We start from the raw sequence: 21,930 nt of genomic DNA on the forward strand, positions 1-21,930 counted from the left end.
TTCCGGCGCGGGTCGTCCGGGGCGACAGCATGTAGGGCTGGGCTACATAATCGGCGGATGGCTCTCACGGTCGATCTGGGCGTGGCCGAGCTGGCGGCGACCCGGTTCGCGATCTCGCCGCTGTCGGAGACCGTGTCCGCCCTGCAGCAGCTCGGTGATCGCGATCGGCAGCCGGTCAACCTGCGGTGGCTGCGGTGGGCGGCGGACGAGCTGGCCCGGCGTCCGCTCGATCTCTCCTTCACCTGGCCGCTGATCGTGCACGACCGGCCGAGCTGGCCGGGGTTCCTCGTGCCCGCCCCGCCCGGCACGGGTGGGTCCATCGACGACGACCTCGCCGCGGTGCGGAGCACGCCCGCTTCCCAGGTACGGACCAGCCTCCAGCGCGTGTTCGGCGACGAGCTTCGCGGGCCGGCCGCCGACCTCGCCGAAGATCCGGCAACAGGGCTACGCGTGATCACCACGGAACTGCGAGCCGCCCACGACCGGCTCATCGCGCCGCACTGGCCTCGGATCAGAGCCGTGCTCGACGCGGACGTGGCCTATCGCGCCAAGCAGATGGCCGCCGGCGGCGCCCGGCGACTGTTCTCCAGCTTGCACCCGGATGTGCGGTGGAGCGATGGCCGGCTGCGGCTGGTCGAAGCGTATGAGCGGGCCGAACAGGTGGTGGAGCTCGGGCCCGGCGGGCTGGTGCTGATGCCGGTCGCCCTCGGCACTCCGTACGTGCTGATCAAGAAGCGGACCTCCACGCAGACCACCGTGCGCTACCCGGCGCGCGGCGTCGGGACGTTGTGGACCGCCGGGGCGCGGGCCCCGGCGGGCAGCGCGGTGCGGCTGCTCGGCCGGGTGCGGGCCGGGCTGCTGGAGGCTCTGCGGTCGCCCGCGACGACGACGGATCTGGCCCGCGCGCTCGGCGTGACGCCCAGCGCGGTCTCGCAGCATCTGCGGGTGCTGCGCGAGAGCGGGCTCGTCGCCCGCGAACGCTCCGGGCGCACGGTCCTCTACCTGACGACCGCCCTCGGCACGGCCCTCATCGGGGACGGCTGAAGGCGGGCTGCTACGAGCGGCGGCGGAAGGCCACGAACTCCTTGGCCGTCGGGGCTCTTTCGGGGTCGGAGAGCCACTGCGCGGCGAGCCCGATGAGCAGCGCCAGGTAGTGCGACCCGGCCGCCTGGACCTCGCGCGCATCGCCGTCCTCCCCGAGCCCGGCGAAGGCCCGCGCGAGCGACGCCCGCGCCACCTCCTGCCCGCTCGCGATCATCGCCCTGATCTCGCCGTCCTCCCGCGCGGACGCGACGGACTCGAAGTTCACGAACCACAGCGCCCGGTTGGCCTGGATCGACTCGATGATCCGCCCCCACAGCGCCTCCTGGTCCTCGGGCTCGCCCGACGTCCCGTCGAGCACCGCGAACAGCAGCTCCCCCCACTCCGTGTTGAGGTCACGCAGGGCCTTGGTGAGCAGTTGCTCCTTGGACCCGAAGTGGTAGTTGATCGACGCCTGGTTCGCCCCCGACGCCGCGACCAGGTCGCGGACGGTGGTGTGCGCGTACCCCTTCGTCAGCAGGCAGTCCCGCGCCGCCAGCAGCAGCTTGTCCTTCGCACTCATATGGCCTACCGTATCAAATAAACGTTCGTTTGAAATAAACGTTTATTCATGGAGTTCTCATGTACGCACCACCCGTCCTGCGCATCCGTGACCTGCGCTGCGAGTACCCGGGCGAGGCCGGTCCCGTCCACGCCCTGCGCGGCATCGACCTCGACGTCCCGCGCTCGTCCTTCATCGCGATCATGGGTCCGTCGGGCTCAGGCAAGACGACCCTCCTGCACTGCGCCGCCGGGCTGCAGCGGCCCACGTCCGGCACCGTCGAGCTGGACGGGCAGGACCTGCGCGGGCTCGACCAGACCCGGCTCGCACAGCTCCGCCGACGCCGCGTCGGCTTCGTCTTCCAGTCGTTCAACCTCCTGCCGGCGCTCTCGGCCGTCGACAACGTCGAGCTGCCCCTGCGCCTCGACTCCCGCAGGACGCAGCCGGCGCGCACGGCCGAGCTGCTGGCCAGGGTCGGGCTCGGCGACCGCGGCGGCCACCGTCCCGACCAGCTCTCCGGCGGCCAGAAGCAGCGGGTCGCGGTCGCGCGGGCGCTGATCACCGACCCGGAGATCGTCTTCGCCGACGAGCCCACCGGCGCCCTCGACATCCGCAGCGCCAGGGAGGTCCTGCGGCTGATGCGCGGGCTGGCCGACAACGGCCAGACGATCATCATGGTGACGCACGACCCGGTCGCCGCCTCCTACTCCGACGCCGTGCTCTTCCTCGCCGACGGCCGGATCGTGGACCGGCTGCCGCGTCCCACCGCACAGCAGGTCGCCGGACGAATGGCCGTCCTCGTCGAGTCGGCGGAGCAGGCGGCGAACGGGGCGATGGCGGGATCGGCCGGGCCGGCCGCGAACGGGGCGATGGCGCAATCGGCCGGGCCGGCCGCGGACGGGGCGGTGACGGCCTGATGCTGAAGATCGCCCTGCGCTCCTTCGCGCACCACCGCACCGCCGCGATCGCGACAGGCCTGGTGGCGCTCGTCGGCACGATGCTGATCACGGGCATGATGAGCCTGCTCGGCACCGGCCTGGCCACGAGCACGGCCGCCGCCGACCGCACGTTCCTCGTGCAGTTCCCGCTCATCATGGGCGGCTGGACGGTGGCGATCGTCCTGTTCGCCATGGTCTCGACGATCGGCGTCGCCCTCGGCGGCCGGGCCGGGGAGATCGCCGGCATCCGCCTCGTCGGCGCGACCCCACGGCAGGTGCAGGGGATGCTCGTCGTCGAGACCGCCGCCGTCACGGCCGTCATGGCGCTCCCTGGCCTGGCCGGCGGCCACCTCGTCGGCTGGGTCATCACCCGCGGCCTCCACGCCGCCGGGCTCACCAGCGCGGCCTCGGCCTACGCGCCCGGCGTGCTCCTCCCGGTCCTCGGCGTGCTCGTCGTGCTGGCCGCGAGCGTGCTGGCCGCCTGGATCGGCAGCCGCTCCCCGGCTGGCCGCAGCCCGGTCGCCGACGCGGCCCCACCGCCGCCACGCCGCACGTCCCGTACAGGCCCGCGACGCCGTACGTCCCGTACAGAACCGCCACGCCGTACGTCCCGTACAGAACCGCCACCCCGATCTCGTACGGAACGGCGGCCCGGCCGGGGGCGGCGCGTGGCCGCGACGCTCATGATCGGGGCGGGTCTGGCCTCCTCGGCGGCGGTGTTCGGCATGGACCCGGCCGACATCCTCACCACGGCGATGACCGGGCCCGGCTGCGTGCTCGTCGCCGCCGGCCTCTGCGTGCTCGCCCCCGAGCTCATCGCCCTGGTGAACCTCGTGCTCAGAGCCCTGCGCCCGGCCCACCGCACCGCCCCCGCCCACCTGGCCGCGATCAACCTGTCCGCCGCCCCCGACCGGGTGCGGCCCACCGTCACCTTCCTCACCCTCTTCGTCGGCGTGGCGGCGGGCACGCTCAGCATGCAGGGCATCGAGAACGCCTCGGGCACGGCGGGCAGCACCGGCCAGGTCCTCGCCTCGATCAACTACTTCGTGGTGGCGTTGATCGCCGCGTTCATGGCCATCGCGCTGAGCAACAACCTGGTCGCCTCCATCGCCCGGCGCCGCGCCGAGTTCGCCGTCATGTCCCTGATCGGCTCGACGGGCGGCCAGACGCACCGCATGCTCGTCCGGGAGATCGGCGCGGCCACGGCCGTCAGCGTCGTGGCCGGCAGTGTGGGCGCGTTCTTCGCCGTCCTGCCGTTCGCCGTCGTCAAGACCGGCGACCCTCTGCAGGCGGCGGCGCCCCTGCCCTACGCGGTCACGATCGCCATCGGGGTCGGGGTGACGCTCGGCGTCTCGTCGCTGGTGGGGCGGCGCGTCATCCGTACGGCGGCTTAGAAGATCTTCATGTCCCTGAGCATGCGCCAGCTCTCCAGCGCCTTGATCGAGTTGGGGTACTCCTTCTTCGCGATCCAGTCGCCCAGCGCCCGCTTGCCCGCGTACTTCTTGAGCTGCCCGTTGAACTCCCCCACGTTGTAGTACACGTAGGTCCAGTAGACCAGCTCGTCCCGGGTGGGCGCGGCGTACCCGTAGGCCTTGACGTCGGCCAGGAACAGCGCGCGGCGCCGCTTCAGCATGGCGGCCTCACCCTGCAGCCCCATCGTCAGGTTGGGGAACAGTGCCGACTCCACCAGGGTGCCCTTCTCGTTGCGTCTCGTGTCGAGGCCGATCCGCTTCGGGTCGTAGGGCAGGAAGTTCCTGCCGGGCACCCTGGTGGCGTCCATGTCGAGGAAGAAGCGGTCGGTGCCGAGGTAGTCGTAGCCGAAGATCGGGCTGGTCGTGGGGACGCTCCTGAGCTGCGCGTCCGTCGGGTCGCCGCTGTTCTTGCGCAACCCGATCAGGTCGCGCACGTAGTCGACCAGCCCTTCCAGGTAGGCGTAGGTGTAGAGCTGGTCCACCGGCAGATCGGGCGTGGCGGCGGTGAAGACCACGTCGAGCACCTGCGGCGGGGTGTTCTTCAGCCAGTACTTGGCCTGCGAGTTCGGATACTTCCTGGTCAGCTCGGCCAGGGGCGTGGTGAACAGGGCGAAGAGCTGCCGCTCCCTGGCCAGGTACGCCGCGCTCCCGGCCCTGGCCCGGTCGGCCACCAGGCCCGCCCACCGCTCCAGGGCCGCCTCCGGCGCCCTGCCGAGAACGCCCAGGGCGTGCGTGATCCGCGTCCGGCCCGCGTTCGCGTTGAACGTCACGCTCTTGCCCTTCTTCACCTCGCTCAGCGCGTTCCTGAGCACGTCGAGGTCGGCCTTGACGCTCGCGTCCGGCCCGAGATAGTTCTTCCTGGCCCTGTCCAGAACCTGCTCGCCCCGCGTCTGCACGCCCGCCTCAGCGGGGATCGCCGTGCTGCCGGCGAGGGCCAGGGCGCATGCCAAAGTGGTGACGGCGAATCGGCGCCGTGAGTACGTGTGCATGCCTGCTGCTTATCGCCCGGCGTGTTGACCTGCCATGGGGCGGCGTCCGTGGTCATACGCGGGCGGCTGGTGGACAAATGGCCAAAGCCGCTGTCCCCCGTGCGAGCTACCGGCGGATGTCCACCGCGTGGTGACGATTCCCCGCCGCCCGATCCCTAACGTTTCCGGGGTAACCGCGGCATTCCGGTCGCGGAGCCTCGTAAGGGAGTCTTCATGCGACTGTTGATGCAGCTCGTGGCCGTGGCCGCGGTCGCTTTCCTCGGCAGCCTGGGCGTCCAGGCCGTGCAGGGGAACCAGCTGCTCGTCCTGATCCTCGGCGTCGCCACGGCCGCACTCGCGGTGTTCGTGTACGCGCGGGTGGCACGCCGCGGGACCGCCGAAGAGACCCCGCCGGACGCCACCGGCGGGATGGTACGCGGGTGGGCGCGCCGCGAACTGCCCCCCGAGCTGGCCGCGAAGGGCGCCACCCGCGCCTTCGGCCGTGGCCTGCTGATCGGCACCGGGATGTTCGCCGCCGTCATCCTGAACATCGCCTTCCTCGGCGGCTACCGCATCGACGGCCTCGGCTCGCTGACGGCGGCGGCCGGGCTCGTCGGGTTCATGGCCGCCGCCGCGGTGACGGAGGAGCTGCTGTTCCGCGGCATCCTGTTCCGTTTCGTCGAGCAACGCACCGGGACGTACCCGGCGCTGGTGCTGACCGGGCTGCTGTTCGGCCTGTCGCACCTGTTCAACCCGCACGCCACCCTGTGGGGCGCGCTCGCCATCGCGATCGAGGCGGGCGGCATGCTGGCCGCCGCCTACGCCGCCACCCGCACCCTGTGGCTGCCGATGGGCCTGCACTTCGGCTGGAACTTCGCCGCCGCCGGCATCTTCGGCACCGAGGTCTCCGGCGGCGGCACGGCGCAGGGGCTGCTGAACGGCGTGACGTCCGGCCCCACCCTGCTCACCGGCGGCGAGTTCGGGCCTGAGGGCAGCGCGTACGCGGTGGTGTTCGGGCTGGTCCTGACCGTCGTGTTCCTGTGGCTGGCCCGCAGGCGCGGCAACCTGATCCCGCTCCGCCGCCGCCCGGCCGCTACGCTCGCCTCATGATCGAGCTCCGCCGGACCAGGGGGCTGCGGCGCTGGAACTTCACCGAGCTCCGCCGGACCAGGGGGCCTCGGCGCTGGAACTTCACCGAGCTCCGCCACATGACGAACCTGTGGCGGCGCTGGGACGCCCTCAAGCTCCACCGCCTCACGCACCGATGGCAGCGCTGGGACGTCACGGTGCGGGACTTACCGTTCGGGCTGGCGCTGGCCGCCGCGTCCCTCCTTCCGGCGCTCCACGGCAAGGGCACGCAGGTCGGCGACCTGCCGGTCACCCCCTTCGACGAGCTGGCGTACGTGGCGATCGCCCTCCAGACCCTCCCCCTCGCCGTACGCCGCCGCTGGCCGGCCGTCAGCCTCGCCCTCGTGTCGTCCGGCTTCTTGTTCGACCAGCTCCTCGTGTACCACGTGCTCGCCAGCAACGCGATGCCCCTCGCGCTCATCAGCGCGGGCGCCCACCTGAGGCACCACCGGCGCGTCGCCGTCGTACTCCTGTCCGCCGCGTACCTGGCGCTCGCCATCAGGCTCAACCTGCTCGGCGCGCCCGAGCAGCCGGAGGGGTACGTGGTGTTCTACCTGGCGCTCGCCGCGGCCTGGGGCGTCGGCGTCTGGCTGCGCTCCACCCGCGCCGCCGAGGCCGAGCGCCGCCTGCGCGTCGCCGAGGCCACCCGCGCCGCCGAACGCACCCGCATCGCCCGCGAGCTGCACGACGTCGTGACCCACCACGTGACGGCGATGGTCGTGCAGGCCGAGGCGGCCCGCTACCTGACCGCCGCCCCCGACCGCCTGGAGGAGACCCTGACCGCCGTCACCGACACCGGCCGCCGCGCCATCGCCGACCTGCGCCACATGCTCGACCTGCTCAAGGCCGACCACGACGGCGACGCCAGGACACCGTCCGCCGGCGACCTGCACGGCCTCGTCGAGCAGACCCGCCGGGCCGGCCAGCCCGTGGAGCTCACCGAGGAGGACGCACCGGCCCGGCCCGGCTCCGCCACCTACAGGAGCGCCGAGTTCGTCACGTACCGGGTCGTTCAAGAAGCCCTGACGAACGCCCTCAAACACGCCCACGGCAGCCCCACCGCCGTCCGGGTGCGCTATGGCGAGAAGGAGATCACCGTGGAGGTCGGCAACGACGGCTCCGGCTCCCGCGCCGCCTCCCCAGGCGGCAGCGGGCGCGGCCTGGCCGGCCTGCGCGAGCGCGTGGACGCGCTGGGCGGCGAGTTCAGCGCCTCCACGCAGGCGGGCGGCGGCTTCCTCGTAACGGCCCGCATCCCTGCGGGAAGCCCGTCATGAACGCCGTCGCAGGACCGCGCACCCCCACCGGAGCCCTTTCGTGAACGACCCCATCCGTGTCCTGGTCTGCGACGACCAGGCACTCATCCGCACCGGCTTCGCCACGATCATCGACGCGCAACCCGACCTGGAGGTGGTCGGCGAGTGCGGCGACGGCCGCGCCGCCATCGACCTCGCCGGCCGTTTGCACCCGGACATCGTCGTCATGGACGTGCGGATGCCGGTGCTCGACGGCATCGAGGCCACCCGCCTGCTGGCCGGCGCCGGCGTCGACAACCCCGTCAAGGTGCTCGTCGTGACCACGTTCAACCTGGACGAGTACGTCTACGAGGCCCTGCGCGCCGGCGCGAGCGGCTTCCTCCTCAAGGACGCGCCACCGGCCCAGCTCCTGCACGGCATCCGCACCGTCGCCACCGGCGCCGCCCTGCTCGCCCCCGAGGTGACGCGGCAGCTCGTCGGCCGGTACGCCTCACGCATCCGCCCCGCCAGTGACACCCCGGACGACGTGACACTGACGCCGCGCGAGCTGGACGTGTTGCGCCTCATCGCCGATGGGCGGTCCAACAGCGAGATCGCCGCCACGCTGGTGATCAGCCACGAGACCGTGAAGACGTACGTGTCGCGCATCCTCACCAAGCTCGACCTGCGGGATCGGGTGCAGGCGGTGGTGTACGCCTACCGCCGGGGGCTGGTCACCTGACGCCGTGACCCGTGGCCACGCCCGCCTTCACTCACCCGGCACGATCGTCCGCCCGTCGAACCCCGTCCGACCCGGCCAGATCGGACGGGATCCCGTCAACCGTCAGTCGTCACGACCGGGTTTGCTGAATTCCCCGATCAGCACCGGATACTGCTCCCCACCATGCCCGGCGGCGATCGCACGATCAGCCATCGCCTTCATCAGCTTCGGCAGTTCGGCATTGACCCCCACCGCCTCACTCTCCTCGATCAGATGCGCCATCGCCCGCGCATCGGTCTCCAAGGCCGACACCTCGGCCGGGAAGGCGCCCGCGTCGATCTGCTCCGCGTACCCGGGCAACCATTCGGCCACTGCGGCGGCGATCTGCCGGGCGAACGGCGCGTACGTCACGGCGTCCACACCGGCAGTCCTGAGCAGAGCCGTGCCCTGGAGCCACGCGTTCAGCACACTCCACATCATGGCCAGGCCCGCCACGTCGTACAGGGACGCCAGCCCGGGATCGGCCCCCAGGTAGGTGACGGTGCCGAGCGCACCGAGCGTCGACTCGTGCCCTTCGAAGTACGACTCAGGCCCGCTGTGCAGAATCACCGCCTCCGCGGTCCCGATCGCCGACGGAATGGCCATGACGGCACCGTCCAGGTAACGGGCGCCGCGCCGCTCAGCCCACCGGGCGGCCTCCCGCGCCTGGGCCGAGTCGCCCGAGGTCAGGTTGATCAGCATCACGCCGTCCAGCCCGCCCTCGCTCTCACCCAGCAGCTCGTACATGGCCTGGTAATCGGTGACGCAGACAATCACCACGGAACCCGCCTTGAGCGCCTCCCCCACGGTCGGCGCCAGCCTGGCCCCCTCGGCCACCAACTGGTCGGCCTTTGCGGCCGTACGATTCCACACGGTCGTCGGATGCCCTGCCTTCAGGAACGCGGCGGCGAGCGCCCGTCCCATCAGTCCGAGGCCGATGACCGCCACAGGTGTATCGCTTTTGCTGTTCATGGCAGCATCGTCAACGTTGATACCGGTATGAAGGTCAAGTGAGGTTGCGATGCTGATCGGAGAACTGAGCCGCCGGACGGGCGTGAACACCCACCAATTGCGCTATTACGAGGCTCAGGGCCTGCTCAACGCGGAACGCGGGGCGAACGGTTACCGCGAGTACGACGAGAGCGCCGTGCTGCGCGTGAAGCAGATCCGGCACCTCCTCGGCGCCGGCCTGTCCTCCGAGGACATCGCTTACCTGCTGCCCTGCGCGGTCGGAGAAACCCCGGAACTGCTGGGATGCCCCGAACTGCTGGCCGCGATGCGGTCACGACTGCAGCGCCTTGACGACCAGATGAACCGGCTCGCCCGATCCCGTGTCGCCCTCGCGGACTACATCGACGCGGCCGAACGCATGGCCGGCGAGCACTATCCCCCGTTCGACGATGCCAGCCAGGAGCCCATCCCCGCCTGACCTGACTACGCCATGGAGTTCATTTCGCCGACTCCATCCAGACCTCCAGCGGTTCTCTCCGCCGAACGTGCCGGCCACGCTGCTCCAGCCCATCTTCCCGACCGAACGTCCGGCGGCGGGTTGGGGAGCCGGCTCTAACTGGCCGACGTTCGCGTCATCGAGCGGGAAGCCTTTCGCACCGCTCATCTCCTCCAGGCGGCCACCAAGGCACCGCACGCCACGCATCCCGATCGGCGCACCAACGACGGCAGCCCCCTTCAACATACTGCCGATATACCGCCGCTCCTTATGGTCGCCCCCGTGGAAAAGCCACAACACCCGGGCATTCACCGACCTCATGAATCGCATGTCCGCGCCCATCCGGCCGACGCCCGAATGCTCTCCTTCTTGCCCCGAAGCCCAGGAGGAACAGTGTCTCGATCCGCCCTCTTACGCTCCGCTCTCACCACAACACTCGTAGCCGCATTCACCATCGCCACCACGACGACCAGCCAGGCGATGGCGGCCCCCGATCTCCAGCTCCCCTTCCCCTGCGGCCAGCAGTGGCGCCTGGACACCTGGGCCCACGCCCCCGCCCTGGACATGGTGAAGGAGCCCGACCAGCACGGCACCGAAGGAGCGACCCTCATCGCCCCCGCCGCGGGAAAGGTGAACAAGTCCGTAAGACACGCCAACGCCGGCAACATGATCCAGATCAACCACGGCGGCGGCTACTTCACCACCTACATCCACCTGCAGTCCCGAGACGTGTCGGTCGGCGACACGGTGCAGCGCGGAACGGTGATCGGCAAGGTCGGCAAGGACGGCGAAACCGCGAACGGCCACCCGCACCTGCACTTCGAGCTCGGCTACGACTCCAACGGCGACGGCTCGGCCTCCTGGGGCTTCGAGGGCTCGGAGCGGGTCAGACCCACCTTCAACGGCGTCACCTACGGCCAGTCGGACAACCGAACCTGGCGTAACGTCACCAGCCGCAACTGCGCCACCCCCTCCCCCGAGGGCCGCGCCTCGATCTACGGCGTACTCCCGGACGGCCGCCTCACCTACACCGCCATCGACGCGGCCACCGGCAAACGCACCCACGGCGCAGTCGTATCCACCGCCACCCTCGGCTTCACCCCCAAAGCCATCGCCACCCTCAACTTCAACACCCTCCTGGTCACCAAGAACGACTCCAGCGGCATGCTCTACCGCGTCGACATCCGCACCAACAACGAGACCCTCGAATTCGAACCCCCCGTCCAGCTAGGCACCGGCTACACCCACGACCATCTCGCCTACGACGGCAAAAGCCACCTCTACGGCATAGCCGACGGCACTCTCCGCCGCTACACCATCACCGCGACCAAGCCCGCACTCACCAACATCACCGACAACACCCTGATCGGCACCGGCTTCACCCTCAAAACTCTCACCACCACCGGCGCCGACTGGCTCCTCGGCACCACCGCCGGCGGCCAGCTCATCTCCTACCGCATCAACGGCGCCGGCAACTGGCAACGCCACCAACTCCGCGACGCCACCTGGCAAGGCTTCGACCACCTCCTCTCCCCCGGCGCAGGCGTCTACTACGGCCACGCCCCCAACGGCTCCCTCCACCGCTATCACGACGCCGACCCCTACGACGGCCAGGACAACGACCTCACCGGCCCTGACACCGTCGATGCCACCGGCTGGTCCCAGACCCTCCTGTCCGCCCAGCCCGCCACCGTGAGCTGAGCACGCCTGACAGAAGTCCCCTCATACCGTCCGGCCCCGGCATCATGCGGGGTCGGACGTTTTTGTCAGGGCCTGGAGACGTAATGGCAGCACAACGTCCGCAACTCGTTCGGCGCCGCCCTCAGAAAGGCCGACTTCACCCACAGGATTGGAAGACACAGCACCGCAACTTCGCGAGACCTCAGAACACCGGGCTGCGACTCAGAGGGTGGTCTGTGAGCCTATGCACCCGCGCTCGGCGTGAGCACACTGGACCGATCATCTCCGGATCACCCGCAAGACCTTGCTCGTCCTGGCCGCCGACCCCGATCCGGCGCCCCGCCGTCACCGGCTCCCGTGGTTCCCGATCACCCCGCCTACCAGCACATTCTCACCCTCATGACCAGCACCGGCCAGCCCACACGAGCGCGCGACCTCTGCCTGCCCCTGGACCTGCCCCTGGAGCGTAAGAACATCGAGAACACCCGCGCCAAACTCAAACGCCCTGGTCACCCTCGGCACTTTCGTGGAGACCGAGCCGGGATTGTTCACTCAGCCGCGTCCGTAACCCGGCAACGAGCCCGTGACCAGCCCTCCTCATGCAGCGCAAGCGATCAGAGGGACATCAACTCGCGAACCGCCCCCATAAATCCATGAGCGCCGGGCGAAATCCCTGTAGGGCGAATGTCAGCCTGGTGGCCGTAGTCATCGATTCGCTCGCGATCGCGGCGTGAACTTCGCCTTGCGGATCGTCTCGATCGGGGTTTGGGCGTAGGGCAGTGGGCGCCTGACCGACGGCGGGCTGGTCGGCCTCCCGCAGGTGGAACGGAACGGACTCGGTGCTGAGGAAATTCGACGGCGTCTGCGGCGTCGCTGCCGTCGACCATTCGCCTGACGGCCGGCGCCCTTCGCGAAACGGACGCGGCCAAGGACGATGACGAGCTCCGATCCTCGTCAGGCCGCGGGACGGGCCCTCTGATCACCCGCGCGTCCCCATCAGCGCTACGGCCCGCCTGGAGTGACGATTCGCCGATTGTGGTGATCCACCAGTCGGGACAGCACCTCGGTCAGCTGCTGTCGCTCCTGGGGTGACAGCGGAGCCAGCAGTTCGTCCTGGCTTACGGCCAGCCGCTTCTCCAGTCGCCGCAGCTGCCGCTTGCCCGCTGAGGTCAGCGAGACGATGTTGCGCCGCCGATCGAAGGAGTCCGGGGTGCGCTCGACCAGCCCGCGATCGGCGAGTTCGTTGATCGTCGCGACCATGTCGCTGAGATGGATGCCACTACGGCGGCCCAGCGCGGCCTGGCTGGCCGGGCCGGACTCCTCCAGCGTCGCCAGCAGGCGGTAGTGGTAGCCGCGGGCGCCGACGGACGAGAACCCATCGCCAACCAAGCGGTGCGCGTGGTTGGCGGCCTGGCCGAGCAGCCAGCTGGGCAGGCCCTCCCACTTGGCGGGCGTCTCCTCGGATGGGTTCTCCATGCGACAAGTCTAACAAATCGTTTGACGCCCTAATGATCGGTGTTATCGTTAGTAGAGCAAACGATAGAGACATAAATGTTTGCCGTCCAAATGAACCTTCCTGGAGCCGAAATCATGATCAAGCCGTTCCGCATCGACATCCCCCAGGCCGACCTCGACGACCTGACCGACCGGCTCGCCCGCACCCGCTGGCCCAACGAGGTCGCCGACGCCGGATGGGACTACGGCTTCCCGCTGGCACGGCTCAAGGAACTGGCCGAACACTGGCGCACCGGCTACGACTGGCGTGAGCACGAGGCCAAGCTCAACGAGCTTCCGCACTTCACCACCGAGATCGACGGACAGAGCATCCACTTCGTCCACGTCCGGTCTTCGAATCCGGACGCGCTCGCGCTGATCCTCACCCACGGCTGGCCCGGCTCGTTCCTGGAGTTTCTCGACATGATCGAACCGCTGTCGCACGACTTCCACCTGGTGATCCCGTCCATCCCGGGCTATGGCTTCTCCGGGCCGACCCACGAGCGTGGCTGGGACATCGTCCGGGTCGCGCACGCGTGGGCCGAACTGATGCGCCGTCTCGGCTACGAGCGCTACGGCGCGCAGGGCGGCGACTTCGGCGCGGGCATCTCCCTGGCACTCGGCGCGCTGGCGCCCAAGCAGGTCGTCGGGGTCCACGTCAACTACCTGCCGACCCGGCCGGCTCCCGACGCCGACATCGAACTGTCCGCAACGGACGAAGCCCGCCTCGACAAGGTCAGGCAACTCATGGCGAATCGTCCGCCGTACCAGACTCTGCAGGCCCTCACCCCGCAGACCATCGGCTACGCCCTGACCGACTCGCCGGTCGGCCAGCTCGTCTGGATCGCCGAGCGCTTCGCACAGTGGACCGATCCACGCTCCCCGATCAGCGACGAGCGGATGCTCACCAACATCTCGCTGTATTGGCTGACCGCCACCGCAACCTCCTCTGCACGGCTGCACCACGACACCCCGCGGCGGACCGAGCCATGCCCGGTACCGATCGGCGTGGCGGTGCTGCCACACGACATCACCCAGTCAGTACGACCGCTGGCCGAGCGACTGTACGACATCAAGCACTGGTCAGAGTTCGACCGCGGCGGCCACTTCGCCGCGATGGAGGTGCCCGACCTGCTCGCCGAGGACGTCCGGGACTTCTTCCTCACCTGCCTCAAGCACGACCGCCAGGACGCTTCCCGCTAGGTGCTCGTGCCACTGAGAACTGGTCGTGAGGCGGCCAGACGAGCCAGTGGCCGCCTCCAACCACGAGGAGATCATCATGACCGCCACTGAAACCCTGATTCGCGCCCTCGCTGACCGCGCCGAACTGGCCGACCTGGTCGCCCGTCACAGCCTATGGGTCGACGAGTTCCGCTACGACGAGACCGACCGGCTCTTCACCGAGGACGTCGTCGTCAAGGCCCCCCGTGGGGAGGCCCACGGCATCAAGGAACTCATCGAGCTTGTAAGCGCGCACCGCGTGTACGCACGCACCTTGCACAACAAGACCAACCTCGTCATCGAGGTCGACGGCGAGACCGCCACGGTACGGGCCCACGACGTCGCCGTCTATGTCATCGACGACAAGACGGCGGCCGTCGCGGCCGGGATCATCCGCTACGGAGCGCGCCGCACCGAAGACGGCTGGCGCTTCGACCACCTCGAAATCACCCCGATCGCCGTCACCGAAGCCCTGGACCGGGCCATCTAGGTCACGCCAACACAAGCCGACCTGTTCTCACCCCGTCACCGAAGACGCCTCCTCGTCTCAGCCCGGAGGCGTCTTCGGTAGGGCTGGCGCCTCCTGTGCGCGCTTTCCCGACCGCCCTGAGCGCCTGCAAAGGTTCTCACGAGGAAACGTCCGGGAACCGAAAGATGCGGATTGTGACGCTCGACGGGGTGCCGGCGAGCTCCTACCTGGGCGCCGCCTACCCGATCGGTATCTTCAGCATGTACCAAATGGTGTGGCCCCCTCTGTCTGAGAGGTGACGACGACTTCAGTGTCACCGACGAGCCGCACAACACCACACCGGTCAATTCCGCCGACGCCCTCACCGATCCCGTAGAGGTCCCTCACGCGGCCCGGCTCGCACGTCTTCGAACTCGGCGTCGTCACCACAGGTCAGCGCTACTGGTAGTCGAGGATTTAACCTTCGTAGAAGAGGAGAAAGCGCGTCCACCATCAAGAGATCGGTCGTGCCTTCTGGCGTGCCGAAGAGTCGCGCGATGTCGACCGGATCCTGGAGTTCTTCACCGACGACGCCGTCTGGGAGGGCTCGGGAGTGACCCTCACCGGCCGTGAGCAGATCCGCGAGTACCACGCCAGGAGCGCCGCCGCGTACCCCGGACTCGAAGTGAGGGTTGGCCGGGTTCACGGTGACGACGACGTCGCGGCCCTGGAGCGGCACGCTCGGTTCACCGGGCCGTCGGGCGAGGTGGTCCCGCTGGACGGCGTCAACATCATGCGGCGCGAGGGTGACAAGATCGGCGCACTGACGGCTTACTGGCGTGAGTCCTGGTTACATCTGGACCGAGGTCCTTGATCGTGGTGCGGACGGGGACCGGGAGAAGTGGGAACCGATCTGGGGGCGCTACTGTCCGATGGAGCGCTGCGCGGAACCGTACGAGGTCGCGTCCGCCATCGCTTTCCTGGCCTCTGGCGGAGGCCCGTTCGTCACTGGCGCCGACCTCGCCGTGGACGGCGGGCTCACCTCGATGAGCCCGGACGGTCTGTCGGCGTACGAGTTCAGGCCACGAGCGCTTTCGTCGACACCCACTTCCACCTCTGGGACATCGATCGCTTTGCTACCCGTGGCTCGCGGACGTGGGCAAGGCGGATCTCGTCGCCACCGTGCACGTCCAGGCCAGGAGCCTTAAAAGGGTTCATCCGCGTCCCCGACCACGATAGTCGAGCCTTCAATGCTGACCTCGGCATGCGCGATTCGGCCTTGCGGGTGGGCAAGGCGAAACGACTCCTTGCCCCCGAATGCCTCAGCGTAGAACCGGATCGCCTCTGCGGCGCCGTCCACCATGAGGTGCGGCACAGCGGCGTATCGGTAGCACTCGGGAACGGATGCCATCACAGTGCTCCCTTCGAGAGGCGCTCACTGCTGAAGACCGTAGAAGCTCAGCCAAGGCTGAGGTCAAGTCAAGGATTCCTCAGTTGACCTCAACTCCACTTGAGCTCCTAGCGTGGGCCGCAATCCCGACCCGAACGCTCAGGAGGATCATGATGCGGATCAGCACCACCTTGCCCATGACGCAGGCCGGCGTGCCTGACATCGCGATGGCGCGACACCTTGAGGACCTCGGCTATGACGCGGTCAGCATGGCCGATTTCATCGTGGGCGACGGGACGCCGAGCTTCGACGCCACCCTCGTTCTGGCGGCCGCCGCAACAGCGACCGACAAGATCGGGCTGGAGTTCGGCGTGCTCAGCCTCCCGCTGCACCCTACGGCCTGGGTCGCTGCGCAGATGCAGACCCTTCAGCATCTGTCAGGCAACCGAGTCGTCCTTGGCGTCGGAATCGGGGGTTTCCCGGGCTCGCCGTTCTGGCGCGCGGTCGGGGCGCCACTTCAGGGCAGGGGACGCTGGACGGATGCGGCCCTGCGCGCATTGCCTGGCCTCATTCGCGGCGAGGCCACCAAGCTGGGCGAGGAAGAGATCACACTCGGCCCCGCCGCCCCGGTCCCGCCCATCCTCATCGGCGGGAACTCCGAGGCGGCGATGCGCCGCGCAGTCCTTCACGGTGACGGTTGGGCGCCCTCCTTGATCAGCCCTGCGGCTCTGAGCAAGAAGGCGGCACGGCTACGTGAGATCGCCCATGAGCTCGGACGCCCGGTTCCGCCGATCTCCGTAGGAGGTCATGCGATTCTCGTCCACAACCCGGCCGCCATTGAATCCTTCACCCGCATCTTGGTGAACGTGCATCGCATGGCGCCGGAGAAAGCCGCGGACGTACCGGTCACCGGCGGCCCAGAGCAGGTGGCGGAACGTCTCCACGCCTATGCGGAGGCCGGAGCCGACATGGTCGGGCTCAGCCTGGACGGCGGAAACTGGACTCGGCAGGCAGAAACACTCGCAGAGGCCAGAACACAGCTGAGCCGTAGCCGGGGAACGTCTGCGCCCGGACGACCCTGATGGCGCTGCCCACCAACCCCACGCTGGCCGAAGCAGCCACCAGCATGCCTTCGACGAACCGGATCCGGAAGTACCTGAACGATACAGCCGCCTCAAGAACGGCCCTGGGTGGGGTTTCACGAGCGGGATTGAGCTGGAGTACAGCGACCATGGCGAAGATCGCTTCCCTGATTCGCCTCCACTCGACAGCGTGACACCCGCCATGATGAACGAGCAGCCAGCCAGGTCAATCTCGATCGCCGTCCATACATCTGGAGATAGCTCGATGCACTCCGCTGAGGTATTTCGGAGCATCCGGCTCGTCCTGCGTCAACGTGGCGAGCAGCAGGCCGACGCCGTAGCTGCCGAGCTAAGCTGGGCGCGGTCGGCCGCTCGTGGCGGGGACGGCGAGACGTACGAGGCCATCTGGGCTGTCGACGGCAACACAACATTCCGCTACGTGGAGGATGTGACGTCAGGCGAGGCTCTATGTCAGCTTCTGGGATCCGCGCGAGAGCCGGTGGCGGAGGCACTGCGACAGATCGAGTCCCGGCTCGACGCATGGACCCAGCGCGAGCTTCTGGAAGCGGTGAAGGCGGCTTCTACTCCGTACGAGATGGTGCAGGCTCTCTTCCGGCTGAGCCTCGGTGCTCCGATCACCCTCGATGACACCCATCTGGGTACGTTGTCGTTGAGGTTCGGCGCCGCGATCGACGAAGCGGTACGTCATGAGCACCCGATGGTGCGAGCCGCAGCGGTGCGGGCCACTGCGTACATGGAATGGCCCGTACTGCGCCTCATCGTCCAGGAGGTCGCCGAGAGGGACTCCGACAGCAGAGTCGCGAAAGAGGCGAACCTTGTCCTTCAGGCCTTCGACCTCTTGGACCGTCACCGCTGACCTCTCCCGCTCACGACCGCAGTGGGCCGTCACCCGCACGCCAGATCACCTTGCCGCAACACCTCGGCATGTCCAGCGACGCGAACTTGCTCCTCCACCAGCACCCAGGCACCTGCTCCGCCACTCCGAACCCGATTCACAAACCCCCCGAAACGACAAGATCCCGCCCGATCGCAACGATCAGACGGGATCCCGCCGGCCGTTTCAAGAACGGCCCTGGGTGGGGCGTTCACGAGTAGGCATGACCTGCGGTGGAGGTGGGGCCCGGAAGATCGCTTCCCGGACGGCCAGTGATCGTTTCCTGAGCCGGGCGTGACCCGTGGGGCGGAATCAGTGCGGCTTGTGTCTTGGCCGGGTCGTCCGCCCACGGCCGTACCCGGACAACACTCCCCGCGCCGGCAAGTTCTGTCCGGACCTCACGGCGCGGGGTGTGAATCAACTGCCGGGCGGTGGTGTGGCGTCGCCGATGTCGTTGGCCGAGGGGTCCGCCACGACCTTGCACGGCTCGATGGGCCCGGTCGTCAGCCGCCCGCTGAACTGCCAGGCGACCCCGGGACGCTCTACCGTGGGCGTGACCGGATTCTCCATGACCTCGATCATCGCGATCTGGCCCGGCTTGATGTGGCGGGGGTAGATGGTGATGCCATCTTGCGGGCGAATCGCCTGGTAAGAGATCGACTTTTGCAGTCTTTCCCGAAGCCTGGCCTGCGCGGCGGCATCGCTGCTCGACAGTTCTTCCTTGGTCGCGCTGAAGTCGTCGCCCTTGAGGAAGGGTGCCCGGGTGTTTCCGCAGCGCTTGCCGAGAGGCAGGTAGGTGATGTCAGCCGGCACACCCCAATCTGCCAGTTCCTTCTCAAGGTGCTCGGGGTCCCGGAAGTCGTAGATCTTGAGGTTGATCGATCCGTCCTGGTTCTTCGTCAGGGCGTACGCCGGCTCGGCGGAGCCGATCAGGGAAGGAACGGCCACGCCCGCCGCTACGACCGCCGCCACAACTGCGCCCATCGCGAGCCGCCGCCCGCTCAGGAGCGGCCGAGTGTGCCGACCGAACGGAAGCAACCTCTTCCAGCGCCGATCGCGCGGTGCCCCGGCCACCTCCTCAGCGAGCCGGATTCGTTGCCGGGCCAGGGAGTGGGGCGGCTCATGCTCCAGTTCCTTGATGAGCGTCTTCAATTCATCCATGATCGTGCTCCTCCAACGGATTGACTCCACCCAGGGTGTGGCGGACCTTGCGCCGGGCCCGATTGAGTCGTGACTTGACCGTGCCGACCGGAATGTTGAGCGCGCGGGCCGCTTCCTCGTACGTCATGTCGCTCCAGGCGACCAGGAGCAGGACGTCCCTGTCGCCTCGCGACAGCAGCGCGAGCGCGTTCAGCAGGACCGTCCGCGACCCTTGAGCGGTCAGATCACGAATGATCGCCTCTTCTGGTCCCTCAATGGGCTCGGCTGGACTCTGCCGCTCCAGCGCACGGTAGCGGCTGACCTCGGTCCGGCGGTGGCCGGTGATGAGCTTGGTGGCGATGCCCAGCAGCCAGGGCCGCGCATCGCGGTAGGAGATGTCGTACGCGTGGCGCCTGCGAAAGGCGATCAGGAACGTCTCTCCGACGAGGTCCTCGGTGAGTTCGGGGCCGAGCCGGAAGGAGATGTACCTGTAAAGCGTTGCGGCGTAGCGGTCGAACAGGGCGGCGAACTTCTCCGGATCATCGAGGGAACTTGTGATGATCTCGGAGTCCACCACCAGTGGTGACGTGTCGGTCACCATAGATGATCTATTTTCAGCACTGGGCCCCCTTCGAGATGTCATCTGTGTCTTGTCACAAGAGCCTTAAGTGTTCACGGGCATCTGCTGCTGGTTGATCGTCGGTGCCGTTGCTGAGGCCCTGAAGGGACCTTGCAGTCTTTGAGGTCAGCAATGCCATGACGCCTGGCGGCACACAGGGCAGCGCAGAGTGAGTGGTTGTCGAGCCATCCAGCGGGTCTGTAGTCGCACAGGGACGGTTGTGCTCGGTGATGGAAGGACCGATTGCAGAGGTGTCTCTTCACGCGAGCCGTGAAGCCATCTACAGTTACGTTTTGCATGCATTATGTGACTCTTTGTAGTTGCAGATTCTGCAGGTTACGCACGGCGCCAGTACGGGGAGGTCGGGCATGACGTTGGGCGAAGCATCCCTGCTGGAGCAGCCGGCTGCGGATCCGCGCACAACTTGAGTCATTGCGTGAGCAGGTGGCGGCCTTGGAAGAGCGGCTGAGCGACCTAGTGGCCCGTCACGCAACCTTGGCCGGGTGACTGGTCAAGCTTCGGATGGTGAGCTGGCAGCGAAGCTGGTCTTGGGGTGGGCACTAGCGTTACGCCAGCGGACGTAGCCGATCGCCGCGTTCTGCTCCTCGTGGGTGCGGTGGTCGGTGCCGTTGAGGGCGTAGTAGCGCAGCGCGGCGAACTCGGACTCGATCCAATTCAGCCACGAGCCGTAGGTGGGTAGGAACACCAGCTCGATGTCGTGCTCGGCGGCCCAGGAGCGGACCTGAGGATGCTTGTGCGGCGTATAGTTGTCCATGATCACTTACAGCCTCCCGCCGGGCCACCGCGAGCGCAGGGCCTCGATAAAAGGACAAGAACTCCCGCCACCGCTTGCGCCGGCGGATGCGGTAGTACAACCGGCCGGTGGCCAGGTCGAGTGCGGCGATCATCTGCATCACGCCGTGATAGCGGTGGTAGGTGGCGCGTAGCCGGACCGGGCTTTTCGCCGGTCGCCACCGTTTGCCCGTGCGGGGCATCAGTTTCAGCGGGCCGAACTCATCAACGCAGATCACCCTCCCATCGGTGGGCGGGTAATCGTATAGCTCCAGCACGCGCTGCATCTTGGCGATGAACTGGGGGTCGTTGGACGCCTTCCAGGTCGTGGTGGTCTGCCAGCTCACTCCGTCCTTGCGGAGGATGCGCCGCAGGTGCTCGCGACTGAGCGTGGCCACCACACCGCGGGCGACCAGGTGCTCGGCCAGAGTACGCAGGCTCCAGGTGGACTGGCCGCAGATACCCCATCCGGCGGGAACCGTCCGGGCGATCAGGCAGATGTGCTCGCGCGTCTGTTCACTGATCGCCGCCGGCCGGCTTCCGCTCCATGGGTCCAGCGCGTCGAACGGCCCCGCCGGGGGTTGGATCGAGGTTGCTCAACCATCCGTCCGGCCCCGGCGAGGTCGTGGTCAGTATGCGCCCTCCTGTCGTGTTCGCCAATGCTCCGGCCGCGTCGATCGAGCACTTGCAGGCGGAGTTACGCGGTCGCTGGCGGCAGGCGCCGCGGGCGGTGATGGTGCTGTTGTCGCTGCACGGGCTGCCGGCGGCACAGATCGCTGACCTGCTCGGTTACGACCCGGGCACGGTGCGCCGCTGGATCGAGCGCTTCAACCGGCTGGGAGTCGCCGGCCTGGCCGACCGTCCCCGTCCTGGACGTCCGCGGCGGGGTGGCCGGCGGCTGGTGCAGCGCATCGCCGCGCTGCTGGCCCGGCCGGGACCGTGGACGAGCCCCAGGTTGTGGCGGCGGCTGAACCGGCCCGCCTTGAGCAAGCGCACCCTGTATCGGCGGGTGGCCATCTGGCGGCGGCCGAAGCTGATCGCCAAAGGTGACCCGGACCGCTGGCGGATCCTCCTTGATGTCAGCGCCCGGCTCCGTGCGCTGCCGCGCGGGGCGATGGTGTGGGCCGCCGATAAGACCCACGTGCACTGGCTGCCGCACGTCCGGGCGAGCTGGACGTTGCGCACGCACCGCCCAGAGGTTCCCACGCCGGGCAAGAACCGGCAGGTCACCGTGCTGGGTGCGCTGGAGATGACCACCGGGCAGTGGGTGTATCGGCTGGGCCGCCGGCGCGCAGCCGACTTCCTGCTCCTGCTCGATCTGGTGCTGGCCGCGTTCCCGGCCGCTCCGGCAGTCGTGGTGATCTGCGATAACGACAGCATCCACCACGCCAAGGCCGTCACCGCCTACCTGGCCGAGCATCCTCGTCTGGAGCTGCTGTACGGAGCGCGCTACAGCCCACACGACAACCCGGTCGAACGCGTCTGGGCGGCACTGAAGGCGTTCATCGCCAACACCGCCGTCACCTGGCCCGGCCGCCTCAGACAGATCCGCGCCTTCTTCCGCGCCCGCTCACCCGACCAGCTCCTGACCGCCGCGATCCCCGAGGCCAGTCCCTGGCTCCCCGCCGGTTACAAGCGGAAT

Annotated in this window: 23 protein-coding genes; 15 read left to right on the forward strand and 8 right to left on the reverse strand. The window is 68.5% G+C overall.

The genetic code is table 11. From position 1 onward, the window contains the following. Positions 1-57 precede the first annotated feature (57 nt). The gene (locus tag FXF51_RS25725) at positions 58-1,044 is read left to right on the forward strand and encodes an ArsR/SmtB family transcription factor (protein ID WP_148437213.1); all 987 of its coding nucleotides are present in this window, start codon (positions 58-60) and stop codon (positions 1,042-1,044) included. Positions 1,045-1,054: 10 nt separating this feature from the next. Here FXF51_RS25725 and FXF51_RS25730 read toward each other — a convergent pair whose 3' ends face one another. Next, a complete protein-coding gene (locus tag FXF51_RS25730; RefSeq protein WP_148437214.1) occupies positions 1,055-1,603 on the reverse strand; it encodes a TetR/AcrR family transcriptional regulator in 549 nt (182 codons plus the stop codon). Positions 1,604-1,662: 59 nt separating this feature from the next. Here FXF51_RS25730 and FXF51_RS25735 point away from each other — a divergent pair, with 59 nt between their 5' ends. Beyond that, on the forward strand, positions 1,663-2,499 hold the full coding sequence (locus FXF51_RS25735; RefSeq protein ID WP_148437215.1) for an ABC transporter ATP-binding protein: 837 nt from the start codon (positions 1,663-1,665) through the stop codon (positions 2,497-2,499). Next, positions 2,499-3,914, forward strand: coding sequence for an FtsX-like permease family protein (locus FXF51_RS25740; protein ID WP_148437216.1), 1,416 nt, complete (start codon positions 2,499-2,501; stop codon positions 3,912-3,914). The genes FXF51_RS25735 and FXF51_RS25740 overlap by 1 nt, the downstream gene beginning before the upstream one ends. Here FXF51_RS25740 and FXF51_RS25745 read toward each other — a convergent pair. Continuing rightward, on the reverse strand, positions 3,911-4,981 hold the full coding sequence (locus FXF51_RS25745; RefSeq protein ID WP_148437217.1) for a hypothetical protein: 1,071 nt from the start codon (positions 4,979-4,981) through the stop codon (positions 3,911-3,913). The genes FXF51_RS25740 and FXF51_RS25745 overlap by 4 nt on opposite strands. A 213-nt stretch (positions 4,982-5,194) precedes the next feature. Between FXF51_RS25745 and FXF51_RS25750 the strand changes: the two genes are divergently transcribed. From FXF51_RS25750 to FXF51_RS25760, 3 genes are all read left to right on the forward strand, one after another. Beyond that, complete coding sequence (locus FXF51_RS25750; RefSeq protein WP_148437218.1) at positions 5,195-6,070, forward strand: CPBP family intramembrane glutamic endopeptidase; 876 nt, start codon at positions 5,195-5,197, stop codon at positions 6,068-6,070. A gap of 98 nt (positions 6,071-6,168) precedes the next feature. Further along, a complete protein-coding gene (locus tag FXF51_RS25755; RefSeq protein ID WP_148437259.1) occupies positions 6,169-7,362 on the forward strand; it encodes a sensor histidine kinase in 1,194 nt (397 codons plus the stop codon). A gap of 40 nt (positions 7,363-7,402) precedes the next feature. Continuing rightward, positions 7,403-8,062 (forward strand): response regulator, encoded by a 660-nt coding sequence (locus FXF51_RS25760; protein WP_148437219.1) that lies wholly within the window; start codon positions 7,403-7,405, stop codon positions 8,060-8,062. Positions 8,063-8,164: 102 nt separating this feature from the next. Here the strand turns inward: FXF51_RS25760 and FXF51_RS25765 are convergent, their stop codons facing one another. Beyond that, positions 8,165-9,052 (reverse strand): NAD(P)-dependent oxidoreductase, encoded by an 888-nt coding sequence (locus tag FXF51_RS25765; protein ID WP_148437220.1) that lies wholly within the window; start codon positions 9,050-9,052, stop codon positions 8,165-8,167. 49 nt (positions 9,053-9,101) lie between these two features. On the opposite strand from FXF51_RS25765, the gene FXF51_RS25770 reads away from it, so the two are divergent. After that, on the forward strand, positions 9,102-9,509 hold the full coding sequence (locus tag FXF51_RS25770) for a MerR family transcriptional regulator (protein ID WP_148437221.1): 408 nt from the start codon (positions 9,102-9,104) through the stop codon (positions 9,507-9,509). Between the two features lie 411 nt (positions 9,510-9,920). Then, complete coding sequence (locus tag FXF51_RS25775; protein ID WP_187414564.1) at positions 9,921-11,228, forward strand: M23 family metallopeptidase; 1,308 nt, start codon at positions 9,921-9,923, stop codon at positions 11,226-11,228. Between the two features lie 981 nt (positions 11,229-12,209). On the opposite strand, the gene FXF51_RS25780 is transcribed toward FXF51_RS25775, so the two are convergent. Next, the gene (locus FXF51_RS25780; RefSeq protein ID WP_148437223.1) at positions 12,210-12,683 is read right to left on the reverse strand and encodes a MarR family winged helix-turn-helix transcriptional regulator; all 474 of its coding nucleotides are present in this window, start codon (positions 12,681-12,683) and stop codon (positions 12,210-12,212) included. 114 nt (positions 12,684-12,797) lie between these two features. On the opposite strand from FXF51_RS25780, the gene FXF51_RS25785 reads away from it, so the two are divergent. From FXF51_RS25785 to FXF51_RS63805, 4 genes are all read left to right on the forward strand, one after another. Beyond that, positions 12,798-13,904 (forward strand): epoxide hydrolase family protein, encoded by a 1,107-nt coding sequence (locus FXF51_RS25785; protein WP_148437224.1) that lies wholly within the window; start codon positions 12,798-12,800, stop codon positions 13,902-13,904. A gap of 76 nt (positions 13,905-13,980) precedes the next feature. Beyond that, positions 13,981-14,412, forward strand: coding sequence for a nuclear transport factor 2 family protein (locus FXF51_RS25790; protein WP_148437225.1), 432 nt, complete (start codon positions 13,981-13,983; stop codon positions 14,410-14,412). A 478-nt stretch (positions 14,413-14,890) separates the two neighbouring features. Beyond that, positions 14,891-15,244 carry a nuclear transport factor 2 family protein gene (locus FXF51_RS25795; RefSeq protein ID WP_148437226.1) on the forward strand — a complete coding sequence of 118 codons (354 nt, stop codon included), beginning with the start codon at positions 14,891-14,893 and terminating at the stop codon, positions 15,242-15,244. Further along, the gene (locus FXF51_RS63805) at positions 15,210-15,578 is read left to right on the forward strand and encodes an SDR family oxidoreductase (RefSeq protein ID WP_148437227.1); all 369 of its coding nucleotides are present in this window, start codon (positions 15,210-15,212) and stop codon (positions 15,576-15,578) included. The genes FXF51_RS25795 and FXF51_RS63805 overlap by 35 nt, the downstream gene beginning before the upstream one ends. Here the strand turns inward: FXF51_RS63805 and FXF51_RS25805 are convergent. Next, the gene (locus FXF51_RS25805; protein ID WP_187414565.1) at positions 15,575-15,781 is read right to left on the reverse strand and encodes a VOC family protein; all 207 of its coding nucleotides are present in this window, start codon (positions 15,779-15,781) and stop codon (positions 15,575-15,577) included. The genes FXF51_RS63805 and FXF51_RS25805 overlap by 4 nt on opposite strands. A 149-nt stretch (positions 15,782-15,930) precedes the next feature. Here FXF51_RS25805 and FXF51_RS25810 point away from each other — a divergent pair, with 149 nt between their 5' ends. Both FXF51_RS25810 and FXF51_RS25815 read left to right on the forward strand, forming a co-directional pair. Next, on the forward strand, positions 15,931-16,842 hold the full coding sequence (locus tag FXF51_RS25810) for an LLM class flavin-dependent oxidoreductase (protein ID WP_262379838.1): 912 nt from the start codon (positions 15,931-15,933) through the stop codon (positions 16,840-16,842). Between the two features lie 265 nt (positions 16,843-17,107). After that, positions 17,108-17,719: a hypothetical protein gene (locus tag FXF51_RS25815; RefSeq protein ID WP_148437228.1), complete on the forward strand. Its 612-nt coding sequence runs from the start codon at positions 17,108-17,110 to the stop codon at positions 17,717-17,719. Positions 17,720-18,154: 435 nt separating this feature from the next. Here the strand turns inward: FXF51_RS25815 and FXF51_RS25820 are convergent, their stop codons facing one another. From FXF51_RS25820 to FXF51_RS61995, 3 genes are all read right to left on the reverse strand, one after another. Beyond that, entirely contained in the window at positions 18,155-18,898 is a 744-nt protein-coding gene (locus tag FXF51_RS25820) for a hypothetical protein (RefSeq protein WP_148437229.1), read from the reverse strand. After that, positions 18,891-19,478 carry an RNA polymerase sigma factor gene (locus tag FXF51_RS25825; RefSeq protein ID WP_148437230.1) on the reverse strand — a complete coding sequence of 196 codons (588 nt, stop codon included), beginning with the start codon at positions 19,476-19,478 and terminating at the stop codon, positions 18,891-18,893. Before FXF51_RS25825 ends, FXF51_RS25820 begins: the two co-directional genes overlap by 8 nt. 529 nt (positions 19,479-20,007) lie before the next feature. Further along, positions 20,008-20,271 (reverse strand): transposase, encoded by a 264-nt coding sequence (locus FXF51_RS61995; protein ID WP_222871452.1) that lies wholly within the window; start codon positions 20,269-20,271, stop codon positions 20,008-20,010. A 651-nt stretch (positions 20,272-20,922) separates the two neighbouring features. On the opposite strand from FXF51_RS61995, the gene FXF51_RS25835 reads away from it, so the two are divergent. Continuing rightward, positions 20,923-21,930: IS630 family transposase (locus tag FXF51_RS25835; protein ID WP_148437231.1), on the forward strand; the 1,008-nt coding region annotated here is incomplete at its 3' end.

The sequence above is a fragment of the Nonomuraea sp. PA05 genome (assembly GCF_008086045.1).
GTDB lineage: Bacteria > Actinomycetota > Actinomycetes > Streptosporangiales > Streptosporangiaceae > Nonomuraea > Nonomuraea monospora.